Annotated in this window: 13 protein-coding genes (1 of these 13 cut by a window edge); 1 reads left to right on the top strand and 12 read right to left on the bottom strand. The window is 65.5% G+C overall.

Going from position 1 to position 16,363, the window contains the following annotated elements:
* Nucleotides 1-142 precede the first annotated feature (142 nt).
* The gene (locus GEU01_RS06540) at nucleotides 143-913 is read left to right on the top strand and encodes a hypothetical protein (protein WP_019085431.1); all 771 of its coding nucleotides are present in this window, start codon (nucleotides 143-145) and stop codon (nucleotides 911-913) included.
* Between the two features lie 57 nt (nucleotides 914-970).
* On the opposite strand, the gene GEU01_RS06535 is transcribed toward GEU01_RS06540, so the two are convergent.
* The 12 genes from GEU01_RS06535 to GEU01_RS06480 form a co-directional block, all read right to left on the bottom strand.
* Nucleotides 971-1,909, bottom strand: coding sequence for an ABC transporter permease (locus GEU01_RS06535; protein WP_019085430.1), 939 nt, complete (start codon nucleotides 1,907-1,909; stop codon nucleotides 971-973).
* Nucleotides 1,906-2,970, bottom strand: a complete 1,065-nt coding sequence (locus GEU01_RS06530; protein WP_010509244.1) for an ABC transporter permease — start codon at nucleotides 2,968-2,970, stop codon at nucleotides 1,906-1,908. Before GEU01_RS06530 ends, GEU01_RS06535 begins: the two co-directional genes overlap by 4 nt.
* The gene (locus tag GEU01_RS06525) at nucleotides 2,970-4,529 is read right to left on the bottom strand and encodes an ABC transporter ATP-binding protein (RefSeq protein ID WP_019085429.1); all 1,560 of its coding nucleotides are present in this window, start codon (nucleotides 4,527-4,529) and stop codon (nucleotides 2,970-2,972) included. The genes GEU01_RS06530 and GEU01_RS06525 overlap by 1 nt, the downstream gene beginning before the upstream one ends.
* 19 nt (nucleotides 4,530-4,548) lie before the next feature.
* Complete coding sequence (locus tag GEU01_RS06520) at nucleotides 4,549-5,670, bottom strand: BMP family ABC transporter substrate-binding protein (RefSeq protein WP_019085428.1); 1,122 nt, start codon at nucleotides 5,668-5,670, stop codon at nucleotides 4,549-4,551.
* Between the two features lie 155 nt (nucleotides 5,671-5,825).
* On the bottom strand, nucleotides 5,826-7,973 hold the full coding sequence (gene ligA / locus GEU01_RS06515) for an NAD-dependent DNA ligase LigA (RefSeq protein WP_019085427.1): 2,148 nt from the start codon (nucleotides 7,971-7,973) through the stop codon (nucleotides 5,826-5,828).
* 1 nt (nucleotide 7,974) lies between these two features.
* Nucleotides 7,975-9,696: a DNA repair protein RecN gene (recN, locus tag GEU01_RS06510; protein WP_019085426.1), complete on the bottom strand. Its 1,722-nt coding sequence runs from the start codon at nucleotides 9,694-9,696 to the stop codon at nucleotides 7,975-7,977.
* A gap of 39 nt (nucleotides 9,697-9,735) precedes the next feature.
* A complete protein-coding gene (locus tag GEU01_RS06505) occupies nucleotides 9,736-10,620 on the bottom strand; it encodes an outer membrane protein assembly factor BamD (RefSeq protein ID WP_019085425.1) in 885 nt (294 codons plus the stop codon).
* A gap of 82 nt (nucleotides 10,621-10,702) precedes the next feature.
* The gene (gene lpxC, locus GEU01_RS06500) at nucleotides 10,703-11,668 is read right to left on the bottom strand and encodes a UDP-3-O-acyl-N-acetylglucosamine deacetylase (protein ID WP_019085424.1); all 966 of its coding nucleotides are present in this window, start codon (nucleotides 11,666-11,668) and stop codon (nucleotides 10,703-10,705) included.
* 170 nt (nucleotides 11,669-11,838) lie between these two features.
* Nucleotides 11,839-13,353 carry a cell division protein FtsZ gene (ftsZ, locus tag GEU01_RS06495; RefSeq protein WP_019085423.1) on the bottom strand — a complete coding sequence of 505 codons (1,515 nt, stop codon included), beginning with the start codon at nucleotides 13,351-13,353 and terminating at the stop codon, nucleotides 11,839-11,841.
* A 77-nt stretch (nucleotides 13,354-13,430) separates the two neighbouring features.
* Entirely contained in the window at nucleotides 13,431-14,834 is a 1,404-nt protein-coding gene (ftsA, locus tag GEU01_RS06490; protein ID WP_026018550.1) for a cell division protein FtsA, read from the bottom strand.
* A complete protein-coding gene (locus GEU01_RS06485; RefSeq protein WP_019085421.1) occupies nucleotides 14,831-15,763 on the bottom strand; it encodes a cell division protein FtsQ/DivIB in 933 nt (310 codons plus the stop codon). Before GEU01_RS06485 ends, ftsA begins: the two co-directional genes overlap by 4 nt.
* On the bottom strand, nucleotides 15,760-16,363 hold the 3' portion of the coding sequence (locus GEU01_RS06480; protein ID WP_019085420.1) for a D-alanine--D-alanine ligase. 335 nt of this gene lie beyond the right edge of the window; the window shows 604 of its 939 coding nt (coding positions 336-939); its start codon lies off the right edge, out of view; its stop codon occupies nucleotides 15,760-15,762. Before GEU01_RS06480 ends, GEU01_RS06485 begins: the two co-directional genes overlap by 4 nt.

Here is a 16,363-nt window from a genome sequence, read left to right as displayed (position 1 = left end):
CAAGACCAGAAGTATTCAGCAAGGCGTCAGTCGCCGGGAGCTTACTTTTCATTGAAGGATGCAGGATCATGTCCTGCCCGCCGCATGGACACGGATAGTAAATAAAAATACATTACAGGAAATTATTTTTGGATGCTTTGGAATGAGAAAATATTTCCCGATTGCGCTGGTTTCAATTGTATGCGGCTTCTGGCAGACAGCCGCATGGGCTGGGTCATGCTATGATCTGCAGCATCAGGAACCATCGGAACTGACCGGAACGCTGGACTATGTCATATTTCCCGGGCCGCCCAATTATGAAGATGTGCAGAATGGCGATACACCGGAACCGTCCTATATACTGAAACTGCATGATCCCATCTGTATTGCTGATGATGTGGACGGGTTTGCTGATCCGAATAATATTTTCCAGGATGTCCAGTTAACGGCGCAACAGCCCGTATTTGACCAGTTTCGTCGCTTTCTGCATCAGATTGTTACAGTAAAAACTACGAATCCAATGGCGGCGGAAACCGGCCATTACCATGAACCACTGCTTGTAACCGTAACGTCGATTGCGCCCGCACAGGCAAAGCCCATGGACCTTACGGATGAATATGGAACCGCGGCAACGACAATCCGCGCGTTCTATGACGCATTGGGGGACGGGCAGGGGGCCAATGCCTCAGCCATGATCGTGCCGGAAAAACGCACCCGGCCCGCCTTCGCACCCGAAAACATGACCCGGTTTTATGGCGGCCTTGCCGATCCCATACGCCTGATCGATATCGTACAGGAAAATACCAATACGTTTATCGTAAATTATCATTATGCAACGAAATCAAGCGTCTGCAATGGCAGGGCCGCCATTACGACAACCATGCGCGATGGACGCAACTATATACAGGGCATCCGCGCGCTGAACGGCTGCTAGGGGCGTTGGCCTTCATGACCCCGGGACAATGCCGCCCGCGCCACCCGGTGGCGCGCCCTAGCGCACGTCGCGGTAATAGGGCTGCGCCAGTGCCGCGGGGGCCGCCATGACCCGGCGCATGCGGTGCCAGACTACGACCGGCACGATAATGAAGGCCATGGTGCCCAGATACGGCAGCATGTTCAGGAACGCCGGATCAATCGGCCAGTTATGCGCCTGCCCGACAAAGGACAGGGCCGTCACCAGCCCGAACAGCAGCGCGGACAGGGTGACGATAATCGGGCGGTACCCGGCAAAGATCACCAGCGCCAGCGCGATCCATCCGCGGCCTGCCACCATGCCTTCCGACCATACGGGCACATAGGTCAGCGTCAGGTATCCACCAGCCAGCCCCGCCATCGCACCGCCGATCGTGACATACCAGAACCGCATGGCCATGACCGGAATGCCCGCGGCATCCGCCGCCGCCGGGTTTTCCCCCACCGCGCGCATGTTCAGCCCGTGGCGGGTGCGGAACATGACAAAATGCACCAGTGCCGGCAGCAGCACGTAAATCGGCACGATCAGGATGTTCTGCCCGAACAGGGCGGGACCAATGACCGGAATGGATGACAGTACCGGCACGGAGACATGGCCGAACGTCGTCGTCACCGGCTGGCCTGCATAATTGTGGCCCAGTGCCGTGGACAGCCCCAGCCCCATGAAGGTTGTCGCCAGCCCGCACAGCACCTGGTTGGCCCGCATCACCACGGCGCCAAAGGCGAACACCATGCCGCCCGCGGCCCCGACCAGTCCCGCCACCAGCAGCCCGACCCATGGCGAGGGCACGGATGATACGGTCATGACCGCCGTCACCGCCCCCAGCGCCATAAGCCCCTCCACGCCAAGGTTGGTCACGCCCACCCGTTCGGCCAGCACTTCGCCAAGGGCCGCCAGCGCCAGCACGCCACCCGCCAGCACGGCGGTGGCCAGCATACCCGTCAGTAGCGCGATCATGATGCTTTTCCCTTTGGCGTCGTGCTGGCCACGGGCCGGTAATGGGCCAGTTCATCGCCAATGGCGATCATGAACAGGATCAGCCCCGTAATGGCGAGGACAACCGACGCCGAAAGCTGCTGTGTCTGCATGACAATGCCGGAATCAAGGATCAGCGCCATCAGTAGCGCGGCCGGGATGACATTCAGGCACGACCCGCGCGCCAGCACCGCCACCACGATCCCCAGATAACCGAAATTGTTGGCCATGCCGCCCTGCAGCCGGTGGACGGTGCCCGCCACTTCAAACATGCCCGCAAGGCCCGCCAGCCCGCCCGACAGCAGCATGACCGAAATGATGCGCAGCCGCACCGGAATCCCGGCATAGCGCGCGGCTTCGGGATTGGCGCCCCCAATGCGGATTTCATACCCCCACCGCGTGCGCGACAGCACCAGCGCCAGCGCGATGACGATCACGATGGCCACCGGAAAGCCCCAGTGCACGATGCCCCACATTTCGGGAATGGCGACCGGCAGGCGCTGGGTCGAGACCTGCGCCCCGCTGATCCGGTCCCGCCATGGCCCGGTGGTCAGGTAATAGGTCAGCAGCGACGCGATGAAATTCAGCAGCAGCGTGGTGATGATTTCATTCACCCCGGCATAGGCGCGTGCCAGCGTCGGCACCGTAATCCACGCCATGCCACCAAGGATCCCGGCAATGGTCATGACCGGCAGCAGCACGAAGGCCGGGCCATGCAGGCCCAGGGCGACGCCGGTTGCGGCAATGGCACCGGCATAGAACTGGCCCTCCGCCCCGATATTCCACAGCCCGATCGTGCCGCATACCGTCACCGCCGCCCCGGTCAGCAGCAGCGGGCACATGAACAGGGCCAGATCCTCCAGCCCGAAGCGTGAGCCAAGGGTGGAACGCAGGATCAGTTCCGCCAGCGTGACCGGGCTGTGCCCCGACAGCGCCAGCACGCCCGCGATGATGAACAGCGACAGCACGATCGCCACCAGTCGCAGCACAAGGATGCGCCCCGCCGGTGCGCTGGGCAGGCGCTGGAATGCACGTGCGGCCATTACTGCGTTGCTCCCGGTTGGGTATCGGCGGCGTCCCGGCCGCCCATCAGCAGGCCGATGGTGGCCATGTCGGCTGCCTCGGCATCGATTACGGACATGAGCCGCCCATGGAACATGACCCCGATCCGGTCCGATACATTCAGCAGGTCTTCCAGGTCCTCGGATATGAACACGACGGCCACGCCCTGGTCGCGCAGGTCGGTCAGGTATCCCAGCATGGTGGCGATCGCCCCGATATCCAGCCCGCGCGCGGGATAGGCGGCGACCAGCACCCGGCTGGCAATACGGATTTCACGCCGCGCCACCAGCCTTTGCTGGTTGCCGCCCGACAGGTTGCGGATGGGCATGGCGAAATCGGGAATGGTGACCTGCGCCAGTTCCGCAATGTCGCCTGCCAGCACGCCCGCCGCCTGCGCGTCATACAGCCCGTGTGTCCCGATGGGCGGGTAGGGGTATTCACGCAGCGCCATGTTGGTGGTGACCGACAGCGATGGCGCCAGCGCGCTGCGCAGCCGGTCCTCGGGGATATGCCCGACGCCCGCCTGCACGAACAGGGCCGGATCCGCCCGTTCCACAAGGTTGCCGTCAAGCAGGATTTCCCCCGATGTCCGGGCCATGAGCCCCGTCAGCACATGTGTCAGTTCCCGCTGCCCGTTACCCGCGACCCCGGCAATGCCCAGGATTTCGCCACCATGCAGGTCAAGGCTGACATCGCGCAGGGTGTCCACCCCCCGGTCGTCACGCACGCTGACATTGCGCAGCTGCATGACCGGGTCGGGTGCAATGGGGGCGGCCCCTTCGGGGCGGGCGCGCATGTTGCGCCGGACAATGTCGCGCCCCACCATGGTCGCCGCCAGCATGGACGGGTTGCAGTCCGCCGTGTTGAACGTGCCGATCTTGCGACCACCACGCAGGATGCTGACGCGGTCCGAAATCTCCATCACCTCGTCCAGCTTGTGGCTGATGATGATGACGGCGTTGCCCTGCGCGCGGAACGCCTTCAGCGCGCGGAACAGTTCGCCCGTCTCCTCCGGCGTCAGCACGGCGGTGGGTTCGTCCATGATCAGCAGGCGGGCCTTGCGCGCCAGCACGCGCAGGATCTCGACACGCTGCTGCTCGCCCGCCGACAGGTCGCATACGCGCGCATCGGGCCGGACGGGAAAGCCGAAGCGTTCGGAAATCTCGCGCGTGCGGGCTTCCATCACGGCGGGGGAGGCGATGCGCGGCGCTTCGTCCCAGCCAAGGTGGATGTTTTCCGCCACCGTAAACGCCTGCACCAGCTTGAAATGCTGGTGCACCATGCCGATGCCCGCGCGGATCGCCTCCTGCGGGGAGGTAAAGGTCTGGCCGTAGCCATCAAGAATGATCTCGCCTTCCTCCGGCTGGTAGATGCCGGTGACGACATTCATCAACGTGGATTTCCCCGCGCCGTTTTCACCCAGCAGGGCATGGATCTCACCCGGCCAGACATCAAGGTCCACGTCCTTGTTGGCGATCACGCCGGGAAAGAACTTGCCAATCCCGCGCAACTGCAGGACCGGCGGCGTGCCGGGCGCCACGCCGGGGGGAGTGGACTGCTTATTCAAGGCCGGATACTCCCGCGACAGCCCAGTCGCTGTGATAGATTTCCAGATCGCTCAGCGTAACACCCTCGGGCACGCGCAGGCGGCCATGGTTGTCATGGATCGGGCCACGGAACGGGTTGTAGCCCGCCAGCAGGCGCGTGCGCATGGCGTCGGCCTGACGCGCGACCTCGACCGGCACGCTCGGTCCCCACGCATCGCGGTCCACGCCGTGGCCCAGCGTCAGGAAGCGGCCCTGCGGCTGCCATGTGCCCGCCAGCAGGTCGCGCACCTGCGAGACATAGAAATCATTGAAATCAAGGTCCACCGAACTGACATAGGCTTCCGGCCCGTAATCCAGCATGCCGGTGTTCCACATCGCGGCCTTCAGTCCGCGCTGCACCGCCACGCGCAGATAGGCCGGTTCATCCATGATCCCGCATAGGAAGTCACACCCGTTATCCGCCAGCGCGGTTGCCGCCTGTGTCGCGGCCTGTGGGTCGAACCATGCGTTGATGGTGATGCTCTGCAACGTGACCGACGGGTTGACCGACTGCGCGCCCAGCAGCGTCGCGTTGGCCGAGGCATAGACCGACGGGATGGGAAACGCGCCCAGAAACCCGATCTTGCCCGTGCGTGTCATAAGGCCCGCCGCAATGCCGATGATGTAGCTGGCATACCAGTGCGCCACGTAATACCAGCCCAGGTTGCCGGTCACGTTGGTGCCGTCACATTCCATGAAGGCCACGTCCGGCGCGCGGTCCGACACGTCCTTGATGAAATCACCGTATTCGGAGGTGGCGAACACCATCTGCGCCCCTTCGGCCACGAACTGCCGGAAAATACGCGTGGCGTCGGCGGAATAGGGTACGCTTTCGACATAGATGGTGCGGATTTTCGGGAACGCGCGGCGCACGGCCTGCACGCCCCGGTCATGCACCATGGACCACCCGCCATCGGTAATCGGCCCGGTATGGCCAAAGCCGATCACGGCGTCCGCTTCCGCCAGCGGCCTGCGCCATGCGGGCGTGGTTTCCGCACGGGCGGGCCGCAGCAGGCCCGAACCCGCGGCCCCCGCCATGCCCAGCAGTGCGCGGCGCGTTGTCAGCAGCCGCCCCCGCGGCCCTGAAACTGTCATAAGATGTTATCCCCCTGAAAATCCATGCCGTATCCCCTTGCGGCAGGTGACGTGTCGGTCCGTTCGGATGCTCCTGTAACTGCGTTATGTACAGTAAACGTTACGTGGCAGGGACATGCAAGGCCGTCGCGCCGCCCATGCCCCACACCCCTGCGTCAGGTGGTCTGCCCCCCCACCGGCGGCATGCCCGCCAGGGTGCGCCAGCTGGCTTCGTCCATGGTGGCGACACCCAGCTCGGCGGCCTTGCGGGCCTTGGACCCGGCCTTTTCACCCAGCACCACAAGGTCGGTCTTTTTGGAAACGCTGTCGGATACGCGCGCGCCCAGCCGTTCAGCCACGGCGCGGGCTTCGGGGCGGGTCATTGTGGTCAGCGTGCCGGTGAACACGATGGTCTTTCCCGACAGCGCGCCTTCGGCCACCATTTCCTCATCCGTGACCTGCGCCAGCACCGATGTCAGGTCATCCAGCGTGGCGCGGTTATGGGCTTCGGCAAAGAACGACACCAGTTCATCGGCAATGGCCGAACCGATTCCGGTGATCGATCCCAGTTCCAGCCGTTCGTCCGACCCGATGACCGCCGCCTTTTCCATCTGCTGGCGCCAGTTGGCCATGGACCCGTAATGCCGGGCCAGCAGGCGGGCGTTGTTGATGCCGATGCGGCGGATGCCCAGCGCATAGATCAGGCGCGACAGTTCAATGGTGCGCCGGGCCGCGATGGCGTTGACCAGATTGCGGGCCGAAACCTTGCCCCACCCGTCGCGGCTGGCGATTTCGGCTTCGTGTTCGGGCAGGCGGAAGATATCGGCGGGCGTGCGCAGCCAGCCCAGTTCATGGAATTCCACGATCGTGCGGTCACCCAAGCCGTCAATGTCGAACGCATCGCGCGATACGAAATGGATCAGCCGTTCCACCACCTGCGCCGGGCAGGTCAGGCCGCCGGAACACCGCCACACGACTTCGCCCTCCGGCCGTTCGGCATGGGCGCCGCAGACCGGGCAGGTATGGGGGAAGTGAAAGGGCGGGCGGTCATGGTCACGCGGCAGCACCACGCCCGTCACCTGCGGGATCACGTCGCCCGCGCGCTGCACATGCACAAGGTCGCCCTCGCGGATGTCCTTGCGCGTGATCTCGTCCTCATTATGCAGGCTGGCGCGGGTGACGATCACGCCGCCCACATTCACGGCCTCCAGAAACGCCACCGGCGTCAGCGCGCCGGTGCGGCCGACCTGTATGTCGATCTTTTCCAGGCGGGTGACGGCCTGTTCGGCCGCGAATTTCCATGCCACCGCCCAGCGCGGCGTGCGCCCGGCAAAACCAAGGCGGTCCTGCAGCGCCCGGTCATCCAGCTTGTACACAACGCCGTCGATATCATAGTCCAGCGCCGAGCGTTCCAGCGTCAGCCGCTCCATGAAGGCTTCGGCCTCGGCCGCGTCCTTCACCCGCGTGCTGAGCGGATTGACCACGAACCCCCACGCCGCAAGCTGTTCAAGGTAGCCGTGATGGGTCGGGGCCAGCGGCGCGTCGCAGAAGCCGGCGGCATAGGCGAACAGCGATAGCGGGCGGCGGGCCGTCACCTTCGGGTCAAGCTGGCGCAGCGATCCGGCCGCGGCGTTGCGCGGGTTGGCGAAGGGTTTTTCCCCCGCGCGTTCCTGTGCCGCGTTCAGTTCAAGGAAGGCCTGCTTGGACAGGAAGACCTCGCCCCGGATCTCGATCACATCGGGGAAGGGGGCCGGTAGCTGGTCGGGAATGTCCTTCAGCGTGCGCAGGTTGGCGCTTACGTCCTCGCCTTCGGTGCCGTCGCCGCGCGTGGTGCCGCGCACGAAACGGCCATGTTCGTAGGTCAGGCTGATGGACAGGCCATCAATCTTGGGTTCCGCGACAAAGGACAGGGCGCGCGCCTGATCTTCCCCCAGTCCCAGAAAACGGGCGATGCGGCTGATGAACGCTTCGAATTCATCCCGCGAAAACACATTGTCCAGCGACAGCATGGGCACCATGTGCCGGTGGCGGTGGAAGGGACCGCTGGCGGGCGCGCCGACTTTTTCCGTCGGGCTGTCATCGCGGCGCAGGCCGGGGAAGCGTTCTTCCAGCCCGGCATTCAGCCGGCGCAGGCTGTCATAGGTCGCATCATCCACCAGCGGCGCGTCATGCTGGTGATACGCGGCATCCAGCGCGGGCAGCACGGTGGCAAGCCGCGCCAGCATGGTCCGGGCATGGGTTTCATCGCATTCCATCGCGGCGTTGTCCGCCAGCAGGCGACGCGCCTGTTCGGCCACGGATCCGGGCGGGGCGGCATGGGGCATGTCAGACCCCTTTCAGCAGGCTGTCGGCCGCGGCGCGGGCGGCGGGGGTGATGGTGTCGCCAGACAGCATGCGGGCAATTTCCTCGCGCCGTGCCTGTGCATCCAGGGGGGCGGCGTGGGTTTCGGTGCGGCCTTTGTTCACGCTCTTGCTTATGCGCAGGTGCGCATCCCCCCGTGCCGCCACCTGCGGGCTGTGGGTGACAACCAGCACCTGCACGCTGCGGCCCACGGTATACAGCCGTTCCCCGATGGCCGAGGCGGTGGCCCCGCCCACGCCCGAATCCACTTCGTCAAATACCAGCGTGGGAATGGCCGACCGGCCGGCCAGCACCACCTTCAGCGCCAGCATGAGGCGGGAGAGTTCGCCCCCCGATGCAACCTTCGCCAGCGGTCCGGGCGGCTGCCCGGGGTTGGCGGCGATCAGGAACGACGCCTGTTCCTTGCCGCGTGCGTTCCATGCCTCCGCTTCCAGCGGGACGAGGGAGACGATGAAGCGCGCACGCTCCAGCTTCAGCGGCTTCAGTTCCGCCATCACCGCCTGTTCCAGCCTGCGTGCCGCCTTTTCCCGCGCGGCGGTCAGTTCAAGGGCCACTTCCTCGAACTTCGCGCGATTTTCGGCAACGGTTGCTTCCAGTCCCTCGATCCGGGCATTGCCCGAATCAAGGGCGGCCAGACGGTCGGTAAAGGCCGCCAGAAGTCCCGGCAGTTCCGGCACGGACACGCCATGCTTGCGCGCTTCGGCACGCAGCGCGAACAGGCGTTCTTCCGTCTGTTCCAGCAGGCGCGGGTCGGCCTGCGCGTCTGATGCAAGGCGCGAGAGCATGCTTTCCGCTTCCGCCAGCGCTTCCTCCGCGCGTTCCAGCGCGTTCAGCGCTTCCTGCGCCGCTTCCTGCTCGGCAGCGCCCACGGCTTCGGGGTTCAGGTCGGTGGGGGCGGGCAGCAGGCGCTGCAACGCACGGCTGGCATTGCGCAGCGCCGATGCCGGGCCGGGGGAACGGCGGTCACGCGGGGCCAGGTCGGCCAGGGCGGCGGCAATCGCTTCCGCCCGGCGTTCGCCCTGCTGCAATGCCTGGCGCAGGCCGGCAAGCTGCGTTTCCTCGTCTTCCTGCGGGGCGAGGGTGGACAGGTCGTCCACCGCCTGCCGCAGCCAGTCTTCCTCCCGCGCGGCATTTTCCATTTCCGCGCGCGCGGCCGCCAGCGCGGCCGTGGCCTCGATCCATTTGCGGTAGGCCCCGGCGGTGCGGGTGCGCAGGGCGCCGGGCACGCCAAAGACGTCCAGCAGGTCCAGATGCGTTGACTGGTCCGCCAGCCCCATCTGTTCATGCTGGCCCTGTATTTCCACCAGCAGGGTCGCCGCCCGCCGCAGCAGGCTGACGGCCACGGGCTGGTCATTGATATAGGCGCGTGACCGCCCGTCCGTGGTCACGACCCGGCGCAGCAGCACGGGCTCGCGAACGTCATCCAGCACGATGCCCTGTTCACTGAACAGCTGGTGCAGGGGATGGTCGGGCGCGACCTCGAAACTGGCGCTGACGCTGGCCTGTTCGCACCCGGCCCGTACCAGCGACGCGCTGGCCCGTTCCCCCAGCGCCAGCCCGAGGCTGTCCAGCAGGATGGACTTGCCAGCCCCGGTTTCCCCCGTCAGCACCGTCAGGCCGGGGGGAAAGGCCAGATCCAGTTTTTCGATCAGGACCACATCCCGTATCGAGAGCTGTGTCAGCATGCAGGCTTCCCGTTCAGCACAGATAATCGTTGGCGGAAATCAGAAAACCGAATGCCATGCCCGCGAAAAGACGTTTCGCCCCTGCTTGTGGTCCTTGCTCTCCACGCCCTTGATCAGGTGATGCGCACGCAGGTGATCGTACGCGTCCGTGTACCATTTGCTGCTGGGGTAGTTGTAGGCCAGGACCGAGCCGGTCTGGCGCGCCTGTTCCAGCAGGCCCATGTCCAGATACACTTCCACCAGTCGTTCCAGCGCCTCGGGCACGTGGTTGGTGGTCTGGAAATCCTGCACCACGCGCTGGTAGCGGCCAGCCGCGGCAAGGTAGTCGTTCTGCTGCTGGTACCACCGGCCCACCAGCATTTCCTTGCCCGCCAGATGGTCGCGGCACAGGTCGATCTTCAGCTGTGCATCACGGGCATAGGGGCTCTGGGGAAAGCGGGTGATGACTTCTTCCAGCGCGTCCATCGCCTCGATCGTGCCCTGCTGGTCACGCTGCACGTCGGCCACCTGTTCATAATAGCACAGGGCGCGCAGGTAAAAGGCATAGGCCGCGTCCGTGCTGGTGGGGTGCAGTTCCAGGAAGCGGTCAAGCTGCTGCACGGCCTCGGGATACTTGTTCAGCAGGTAGTTCGCATACCCTTCCATCAACTGCGCGTTGGCGGTGTACTGGGAATAGGGATAGTTGCGCTGCAATGTATCGAACTGGTTGACCGACAGCAGGTACCGGTCCGAACGCAGGGCGTCCACGCCGTTGTTGTACAACGTCTCCGCCGAGCCGACGCGCGGCGCGCGTTCATTGATGCTGCTGGCACTCTGCCCACATGCCGCCAGCAGGCCCGCAAGTGGCAGCAGCGCCAGCCAGCGCGCCGTCTGGCGCGCGGTGGGCAGGGGTTGCGGAATATGGTGTGATGTGCGTGCGAACATACCGGCTCTTCCAGTTATGGAAGCTTTATATCATGTGCCGGTGGCGGGTGAAGTCTCCACGTGCGGATTTCGCATCCCCGCATCAGGCGGCCTGCGGCTGCGGGGTGGAAAGGGGCGCGCCAAGCGGGGCGCGATGCCAGTTCGCCTGTTCGGCAAAGACCTTGCGCAACAGGCGGTTGTTCAGCGTATGTCCCGATTTGTGCCCACGGAATTGGCCATTGATCATGCCACCGGCCAGATACATGTCCCCGATCGCGTCCAGCACCTTGTGCCGCACGAATTCATCCGGGTGGCGTAGCCCGGACGGGTTCACCACGCTGTCGCCGTTGACGACAATGGCGTTGTCCAGCGATCCGCCACGGGCCAGCCCCACGGAATGCAGGTAATCGATTTCAGGCTGCAGCACGAATGTCCGCGCGGTGCTGAGATGCTGGCGGAACGCCCCCGGTTCCACCAGCGTCACGTAACGCTGCTGGCCGATGGCGGCGGCCGGGAAATCAATGGAAATATCGATCGTCAGGCCGGGCTGGGTCGCGGGCGACAGTTCGGCAAAGGCATCGCCATCTTCCACACGCACGGTCCGGTCCACGTGGATATGCTGGCGCGCGGCGGCCTGCGGCATGATGCCCGCGCATTCCAGCAGGAACACGAATTCCGCCGCCGAACCGTCAAAGACCGGGATTTCCGGGCCATCCACGTCAATGAAGATGTTATCGACACCGCATCCGGCCAGCGCCGCCATGAGGTGTTCGATGGTGGCGATGCGTTCGGCGTGCCCATCCCCGCCATCGCCGCCCAGCACCGTGCTCAGCCGCGTATCCACCACCGTGTCATACCGTGCCGCAAGCGGCGGCAGGGTGATGTCGTTGCGACGGAAGACGATGCCGGTATTTTCCGGGGCGGGGGACAGCTTCAGGCTGATGCGCCTGCCAGTATGCAGGCCGGTGCCGATGCTGCTGATCGGCTGGCGTATGGTGTGCTGCATCTGTCCATCATGTCGGGACGCCGTCCCGAAGGGGACGGGTGCTTGCGGCAGCATGCCGTTCATTGCCTGTATCCTTGACGGAAGTGTGGAAGAATTCACAGTAACTGGCGTGGTATCATGCTACTGCCATGTCTCTTTCCAGGACAGTCAAGGATTATTGCCTATTGTTACCTGTTCGGCAGGAAGGACGCATGGCCCGCCCGCAGGGGGCAGGCCATGCATCATGACCGTCATCAGGGTGAACGGCGGCGCAGGAAGGCGGGGATATCCAGTCCGCCATCATCCGGCGTCGGGTTGCTGCCCGTGGCCTGACCCTGCGGCTGCTGTGGCTGCTGCTGGGGCTGTGGCTGGGGCTGCATGGCGGGTTCCGTCCGGCGGGCGGGTTCAGGAGGCTGCGGCGGGGTGGAATGACGGCGCAGCGCGCCGGTCACGATCCCGAACAGGCTGCGCGGCGCGGGCTGGGGTTCCGGCGCGGGCGGCTTGGCGCTTTCGGTAAACAGCGGCGACCGGGGGGAACCGGCGCGCTGGGCCTGGGCGACATGGGGCGGCACGGCGTTGGGCGAAGGCGCCTGCGGTGCGGCGGGCCGTGGCGGCTGCATGCCGGCGGCGGGCTGGCCCATGGGGGCGGCAGGCTGCTGCGGCGCGGCGGGCGCCCCCTGGGGCGGCGGGGCGCTGGCGACCGGTGCGGCCTGCTGCGGCGCCTCGGCCGGGGCGGGCTGCGCCGGGGCGGCTTCGGCCTGGGGTGCCGCCGGGCGCGCGGCGGGGTGGCCGCCGGGCGGGTTGTCGATGCCCGTCGCCACGACGGAAACGCGGATGCGCCCGTTCATCGAGGTATCGATAGCGGACCCGAAGATGATGTTGGCGTCTTCCGCCACTTCTTCACGGATGCGGTTCGCGGCCTGGTCCACTTCGAACAGGGTCAGGTCCTCGCCGCCGGTGATGTTGATCAGCAGCCCCTGCGCGCCGGACATCGAGGTATCTTCCAGCAGCGGGTTGGAAATGGCGTCCTCGGCCGCGGCGATGGCGCGGTTTTCGCCCTCGGCCTCACCCGTGCCCATCATCGCCTTGCCCATTTCCGCCATGATGGTGCGGATATCGGCAAAGTCGAGGTTGACCAGGCCCGGCGCCATCATCAGGTCGGTGACGCCACGCACGCCCATGTACAGGACGTTGTCCGCCATCTTGAACGCATCTTTCCAGCTCGTGCGCTCATTGGCCAAGCGGAACAGGTTCTGGTTGGGAATGATGATCAGGGTGTCGACGAACTGCTGCAGTTCGGCAATGCCCGCTTCCGCCGATTTCGCGCGGCGGTGCCCTTCGAACGTGAACGGCTTGGTTACCACGCCCACGGTCAGGATGCCGCGTTCGCGCGCCATGCGGGCAATGACGGGCGCGGCCCCCGTGCCGGTTCCGCCGCCCATGCCCGCGGTGATGAAGACCATGTGCGCGCCATCAAGATGGCGCGAGAGTTCGTCGCACGCTTCTTCCGCGGCGGCGCGGCCGATCTCGGGCTTCGCACCCGCGCCCAGCCCCTGCGTCAGGTGGGGGCCAAGCTGGATGCGGCGGTCGGCGCTGCTGTGGGAAAGCTGCTGGGCATCGGTGTTGGCGACGACGAATTCCACGCCCTGCAACTGCGAATGGATCATGTTGTCCACCGCATTCGTACCACCGCCGCCAACCCCGATCACTGTGATGCGGGGCGTGAAATCGGAATGATTCTGTTGCGGGATGGTCAGGTTGAGGGTCATGCTTGGCTCCCGATGGATTGGGGTAGGCGTGCTGGCATACTAACGGCAAAAGTACAATAAAGGGTTTTCATGCAAGATTATACCCTGTCACGTATGAAATCCACGAAACGTCTGACAAGGCTGCCTGGACGGGTGTCGCGGGTGTCGGGTTCACCCATTTCATCCGCCGCCCCCGCTGCCCAGGCCAGAAGCCCCGCGGATGTGGAGAACATCGGCCACGTCGCCGCGTTCTCGGGCAGGACGACAATGCGGCGCGGGCGGCCCAGGCGCACCTGGCGGTTCAGGATCCGCGCCGCCATCGGCCCGATTCCCTCCAGCAGCGAACCCCCGCCGGTCAGGATGACGCGGCCGTCGGATGCGGGGCCGACCGCGGCCATTTCCAGCCTGTCACGTACCATCTCCAGGGTTTCCTCCACGCGCGGGTGTATGATCGAGACAATCTTTGCGCGCGGAATTCTGACATAATGATGGTCGTTGTCACCAATCAGCTGCACGAGAATGGGATCGTGATCGTCGCCCGCCAGCAGTTCGGCCGACCCGTGCATGGTTTTCAGCCGCTCCGCATTGTCGATGGAGGTGGACAGCCCGTGCGCTATGTCGCGCGTGATGTGCAGCCCGCCTACGGGAATCGTGGCGGTATGCAGCAGCCGCCCTTCGCCAAACACTCCGATCGACGTGGTGCCGCCGCCCATGTCCACCACGGTGGCGCCCAGGTTGCGCTCGTCCTCGTTCATGACCGCAAGCCCCGAGGCGAGGGGGGAGGACACCATCCCCTCGATCTTCAGTTCCACGCGTGACAGCACGGCTTCCAGGTTGCGCAGCGCGGTCGTGTTGGCGTCGATCACATGCAGGCGCGCGGACAGCAGGTCACACAGGTGCCCGCGCGGGTCCAGCACTTCCTGCGTGTCATCCACCGCGTAATCCAGCGGCAGGGTATGGATGGCCGACCGCCCTTCGGACACGGCGCGCATCCGTCCCTCGCTTATGATCCGGTTGACGTCGTTATCCGTGATCTCCCGCCCGCCCACGGACCAGCGCGCGTTGATGTGGCGGCTTTCGGGGTGACCGCAGGACAGGTTGACGAAAATCGAATCGCGGCGTTCCGTCGCCATGTCCTCCGCCTGCGCCACGGCGGCGCGGATGGCGCTTTCCGCCTCGCGCAGGTCCACGATCCCGCCACAGCGCACGCCATGCGAACGCCGCCACCCGTGGCCAAGGATGCGGATGGTGTTGTCAGGCTCGCCGCGCCCGATCAGGCATACGATCTTGGTGGACCCGATATCCAGCACGCTGAACGGTCCCGTGCGCAGCTTGCGCGTGGGCAGGCGCTCGCCCGCGGGGACAACGGATGTCGCGGGCCGCGGGCGGGGCACGCGCGCTGGCGTCCCGGCCCCACGGATGGCGGGAACCGGGGCAGCCGGTGTGGTGGTCCTGGTCGCGGGCAGGGTCGTCCTGACCTTGCCCGGCACTGGATAGTTCATGCCCGCCTCCGTCTTGGGCCGGTTTCGGGGGAAGAAAGCCATGGCGCGGCAGGGGCCTGATCCCCGGTGGGGGCAGCCTGTGGCGGCGTGTCGTCCCTGTCCCGGTCACTGTCGTTCGGGGCAACGGGATTTTCACGCACGATCTGGCGGTCAGGCAGGCGCATGTCGATGGCGATCACCGGCCGGTCCAGTATTTTTATGTTTTCCTGCAATTGTGCAAGACGCTTGAGTGCCGCGACTTCCTGCCCTTCAGGCAACAGGATGGTCGTGCCGTTGCGCAGGGTCAGGTTCCACCGCCGCTGGCCCACGCGCGATGCAGCCACGACATGGCTGCGTACATCAGGCTGGGCGGACAGTTCATCAATCAGGGCGGCGGCCGCGGTGTTGGCGTCGGGGCCGACCACCAGCGGCAGCTGCATGAAGGCCTCGGCGTCCTTGCCTGTCATGCCCTGGTCGCGCACCTGGTGGCCCTCGCGGTCGATCAGCATGAAATGTCCGTGATTCTGCCAGACGGCAAAGGGCCGGCGTTCAAACAGGTGGATGATGATGGTGCCGGGCAGGTGGCGCTCCACCACGGAATGATCGACAAACGGCAGCGCGTCGATGCGTTCGCGCGCGGCGGTGACGGAAAAGCCCAGGATGAAGTCCCCCATGCGCGCGCCCAGCGCCTGCTGCAGCGATGTCTCGCTGGTCAGCACGCAGCCGGTCACGTCAATTTCGGTAATGCGCAGGGGCAGCATGTTGATGATCCGCCCGCGCAGCGGCGCGAAACGCGGGTCGGACCCGAAATGCCGCAATGTCGTGACGCAGCCTACCCCGATCACCAGCAGCACCAGCACCAGCAGTGCCGGGCGCAGCAGGCGTTTCTGGCGGCGCAGGAAGATCGAAAGCCGGGAGGGGCGGTCGCTGCTGTCGGTCGGTCGCCTCATGTACGGCAGGTCGCGTGGTCGATCATCCACTGGCACAACGTGGCGTAATCCATGCCGCAGGCCGCGGCCTGTTCGGGCAGAAGGGAAGTGGGTGTCATGCCCGGCTGGGTATTGGTTTCCAGAATGACCAGGCGGCCGGGCGCATCCGGCCCCGCGCTGTCGTCATAACGGAAATCCGTGCGGCTGGCCCCCCGGCAGCCCAGCGCGCGGTGGGCGGCCAGCGCAAGTTCACGCGCCTGTTCAAAGGCGTCGGGGTGGATGCGTGCGGGCAGTTCGTGGCGCGACCCGCCGGATGCGTATTTGGCCTGGTAGTCATAAAAGCCGGGGCCGCCGCCCGTGGGGGTGATGTCGGTGACCGTCAGCGCGCGGTCTTCCAGCACGCCAACCGTCAGTTCCCGGCCGGGGATGTATTCTTCCACCAGAACCTGGCCGCCAAAGGTCCATTCCGCCGCCACCGTGGCACGGCGGTTGCTGCCGGGCAGGATGATTTCCACCCCCACGGACGATCCCTCGTTCAGCGGCTTGACCACATAGGGGGCGGGCATCGGGTCCGCCGGTTCCAGCTGCGCGGGCGTCATGACCAGCCCGCCTGCGACCGGC

Origin of the sequence: Komagataeibacter europaeus LMG 18890 (assembly GCF_000285295.1) — a bacterium.
GTDB lineage: Bacteria > Pseudomonadota > Alphaproteobacteria > Acetobacterales > Acetobacteraceae > Komagataeibacter > Komagataeibacter europaeus.
The sequence above is the reverse complement of the archived record's forward strand: the minus strand, read 5'-3'. Positions and strand labels throughout refer to the sequence as shown.

What these genes read in the sequence shown, in the direction of transcription:
- GEU01_RS06540 (WP_019085431.1), top strand. Translation starts at nt 143, where the DNA reads ATGAGAAAATATTTCCCGATTGCGCTGGTTTCAATTGTATGCGGCTTC.
- GEU01_RS06535 (WP_019085430.1), bottom strand. Translation starts at nt 1,909, where the DNA reads ATGATCGCGCTACTGACGGGTATGCTGGCCACCGCCGTGCTGGCGGGT.
- GEU01_RS06530 (WP_010509244.1), bottom strand. Translation starts at nt 2,970, where the DNA reads ATGGCCGCACGTGCATTCCAGCGCCTGCCCAGCGCACCGGCGGGGCGC.
- GEU01_RS06520 (WP_019085428.1), bottom strand. Translation starts at nt 5,670, where the DNA reads ATGACAGTTTCAGGGCCGCGGGGGCGGCTGCTGACAACGCGCCGCGCA.
- ligA (WP_019085427.1), bottom strand. Translation starts at nt 7,973, where the DNA reads ATGCCCCATGCCGCCCCGCCCGGATCCGTGGCCGAACAGGCGCGTCGC.
- recN (WP_019085426.1), bottom strand. Translation starts at nt 9,696, where the DNA reads ATGCTGACACAGCTCTCGATACGGGATGTGGTCCTGATCGAAAAACTG.
- GEU01_RS06505 (WP_019085425.1), bottom strand. Translation starts at nt 10,620, where the DNA reads ATGTTCGCACGCACATCACACCATATTCCGCAACCCCTGCCCACCGCG.
- lpxC (WP_019085424.1), bottom strand. Translation starts at nt 11,668, where the DNA reads ATGAACGGCATGCTGCCGCAAGCACCCGTCCCCTTCGGGACGGCGTCC.
- ftsZ (WP_019085423.1), bottom strand. Translation starts at nt 13,353, where the DNA reads ATGACCCTCAACCTGACCATCCCGCAACAGAATCATTCCGATTTCACG.
- ftsA (WP_026018550.1), bottom strand. Translation starts at nt 14,834, where the DNA reads ATGAACTATCCAGTGCCGGGCAAGGTCAGGACGACCCTGCCCGCGACC.
- GEU01_RS06485 (WP_019085421.1), bottom strand. Translation starts at nt 15,763, where the DNA reads ATGAGGCGACCGACCGACAGCAGCGACCGCCCCTCCCGGCTTTCGATC.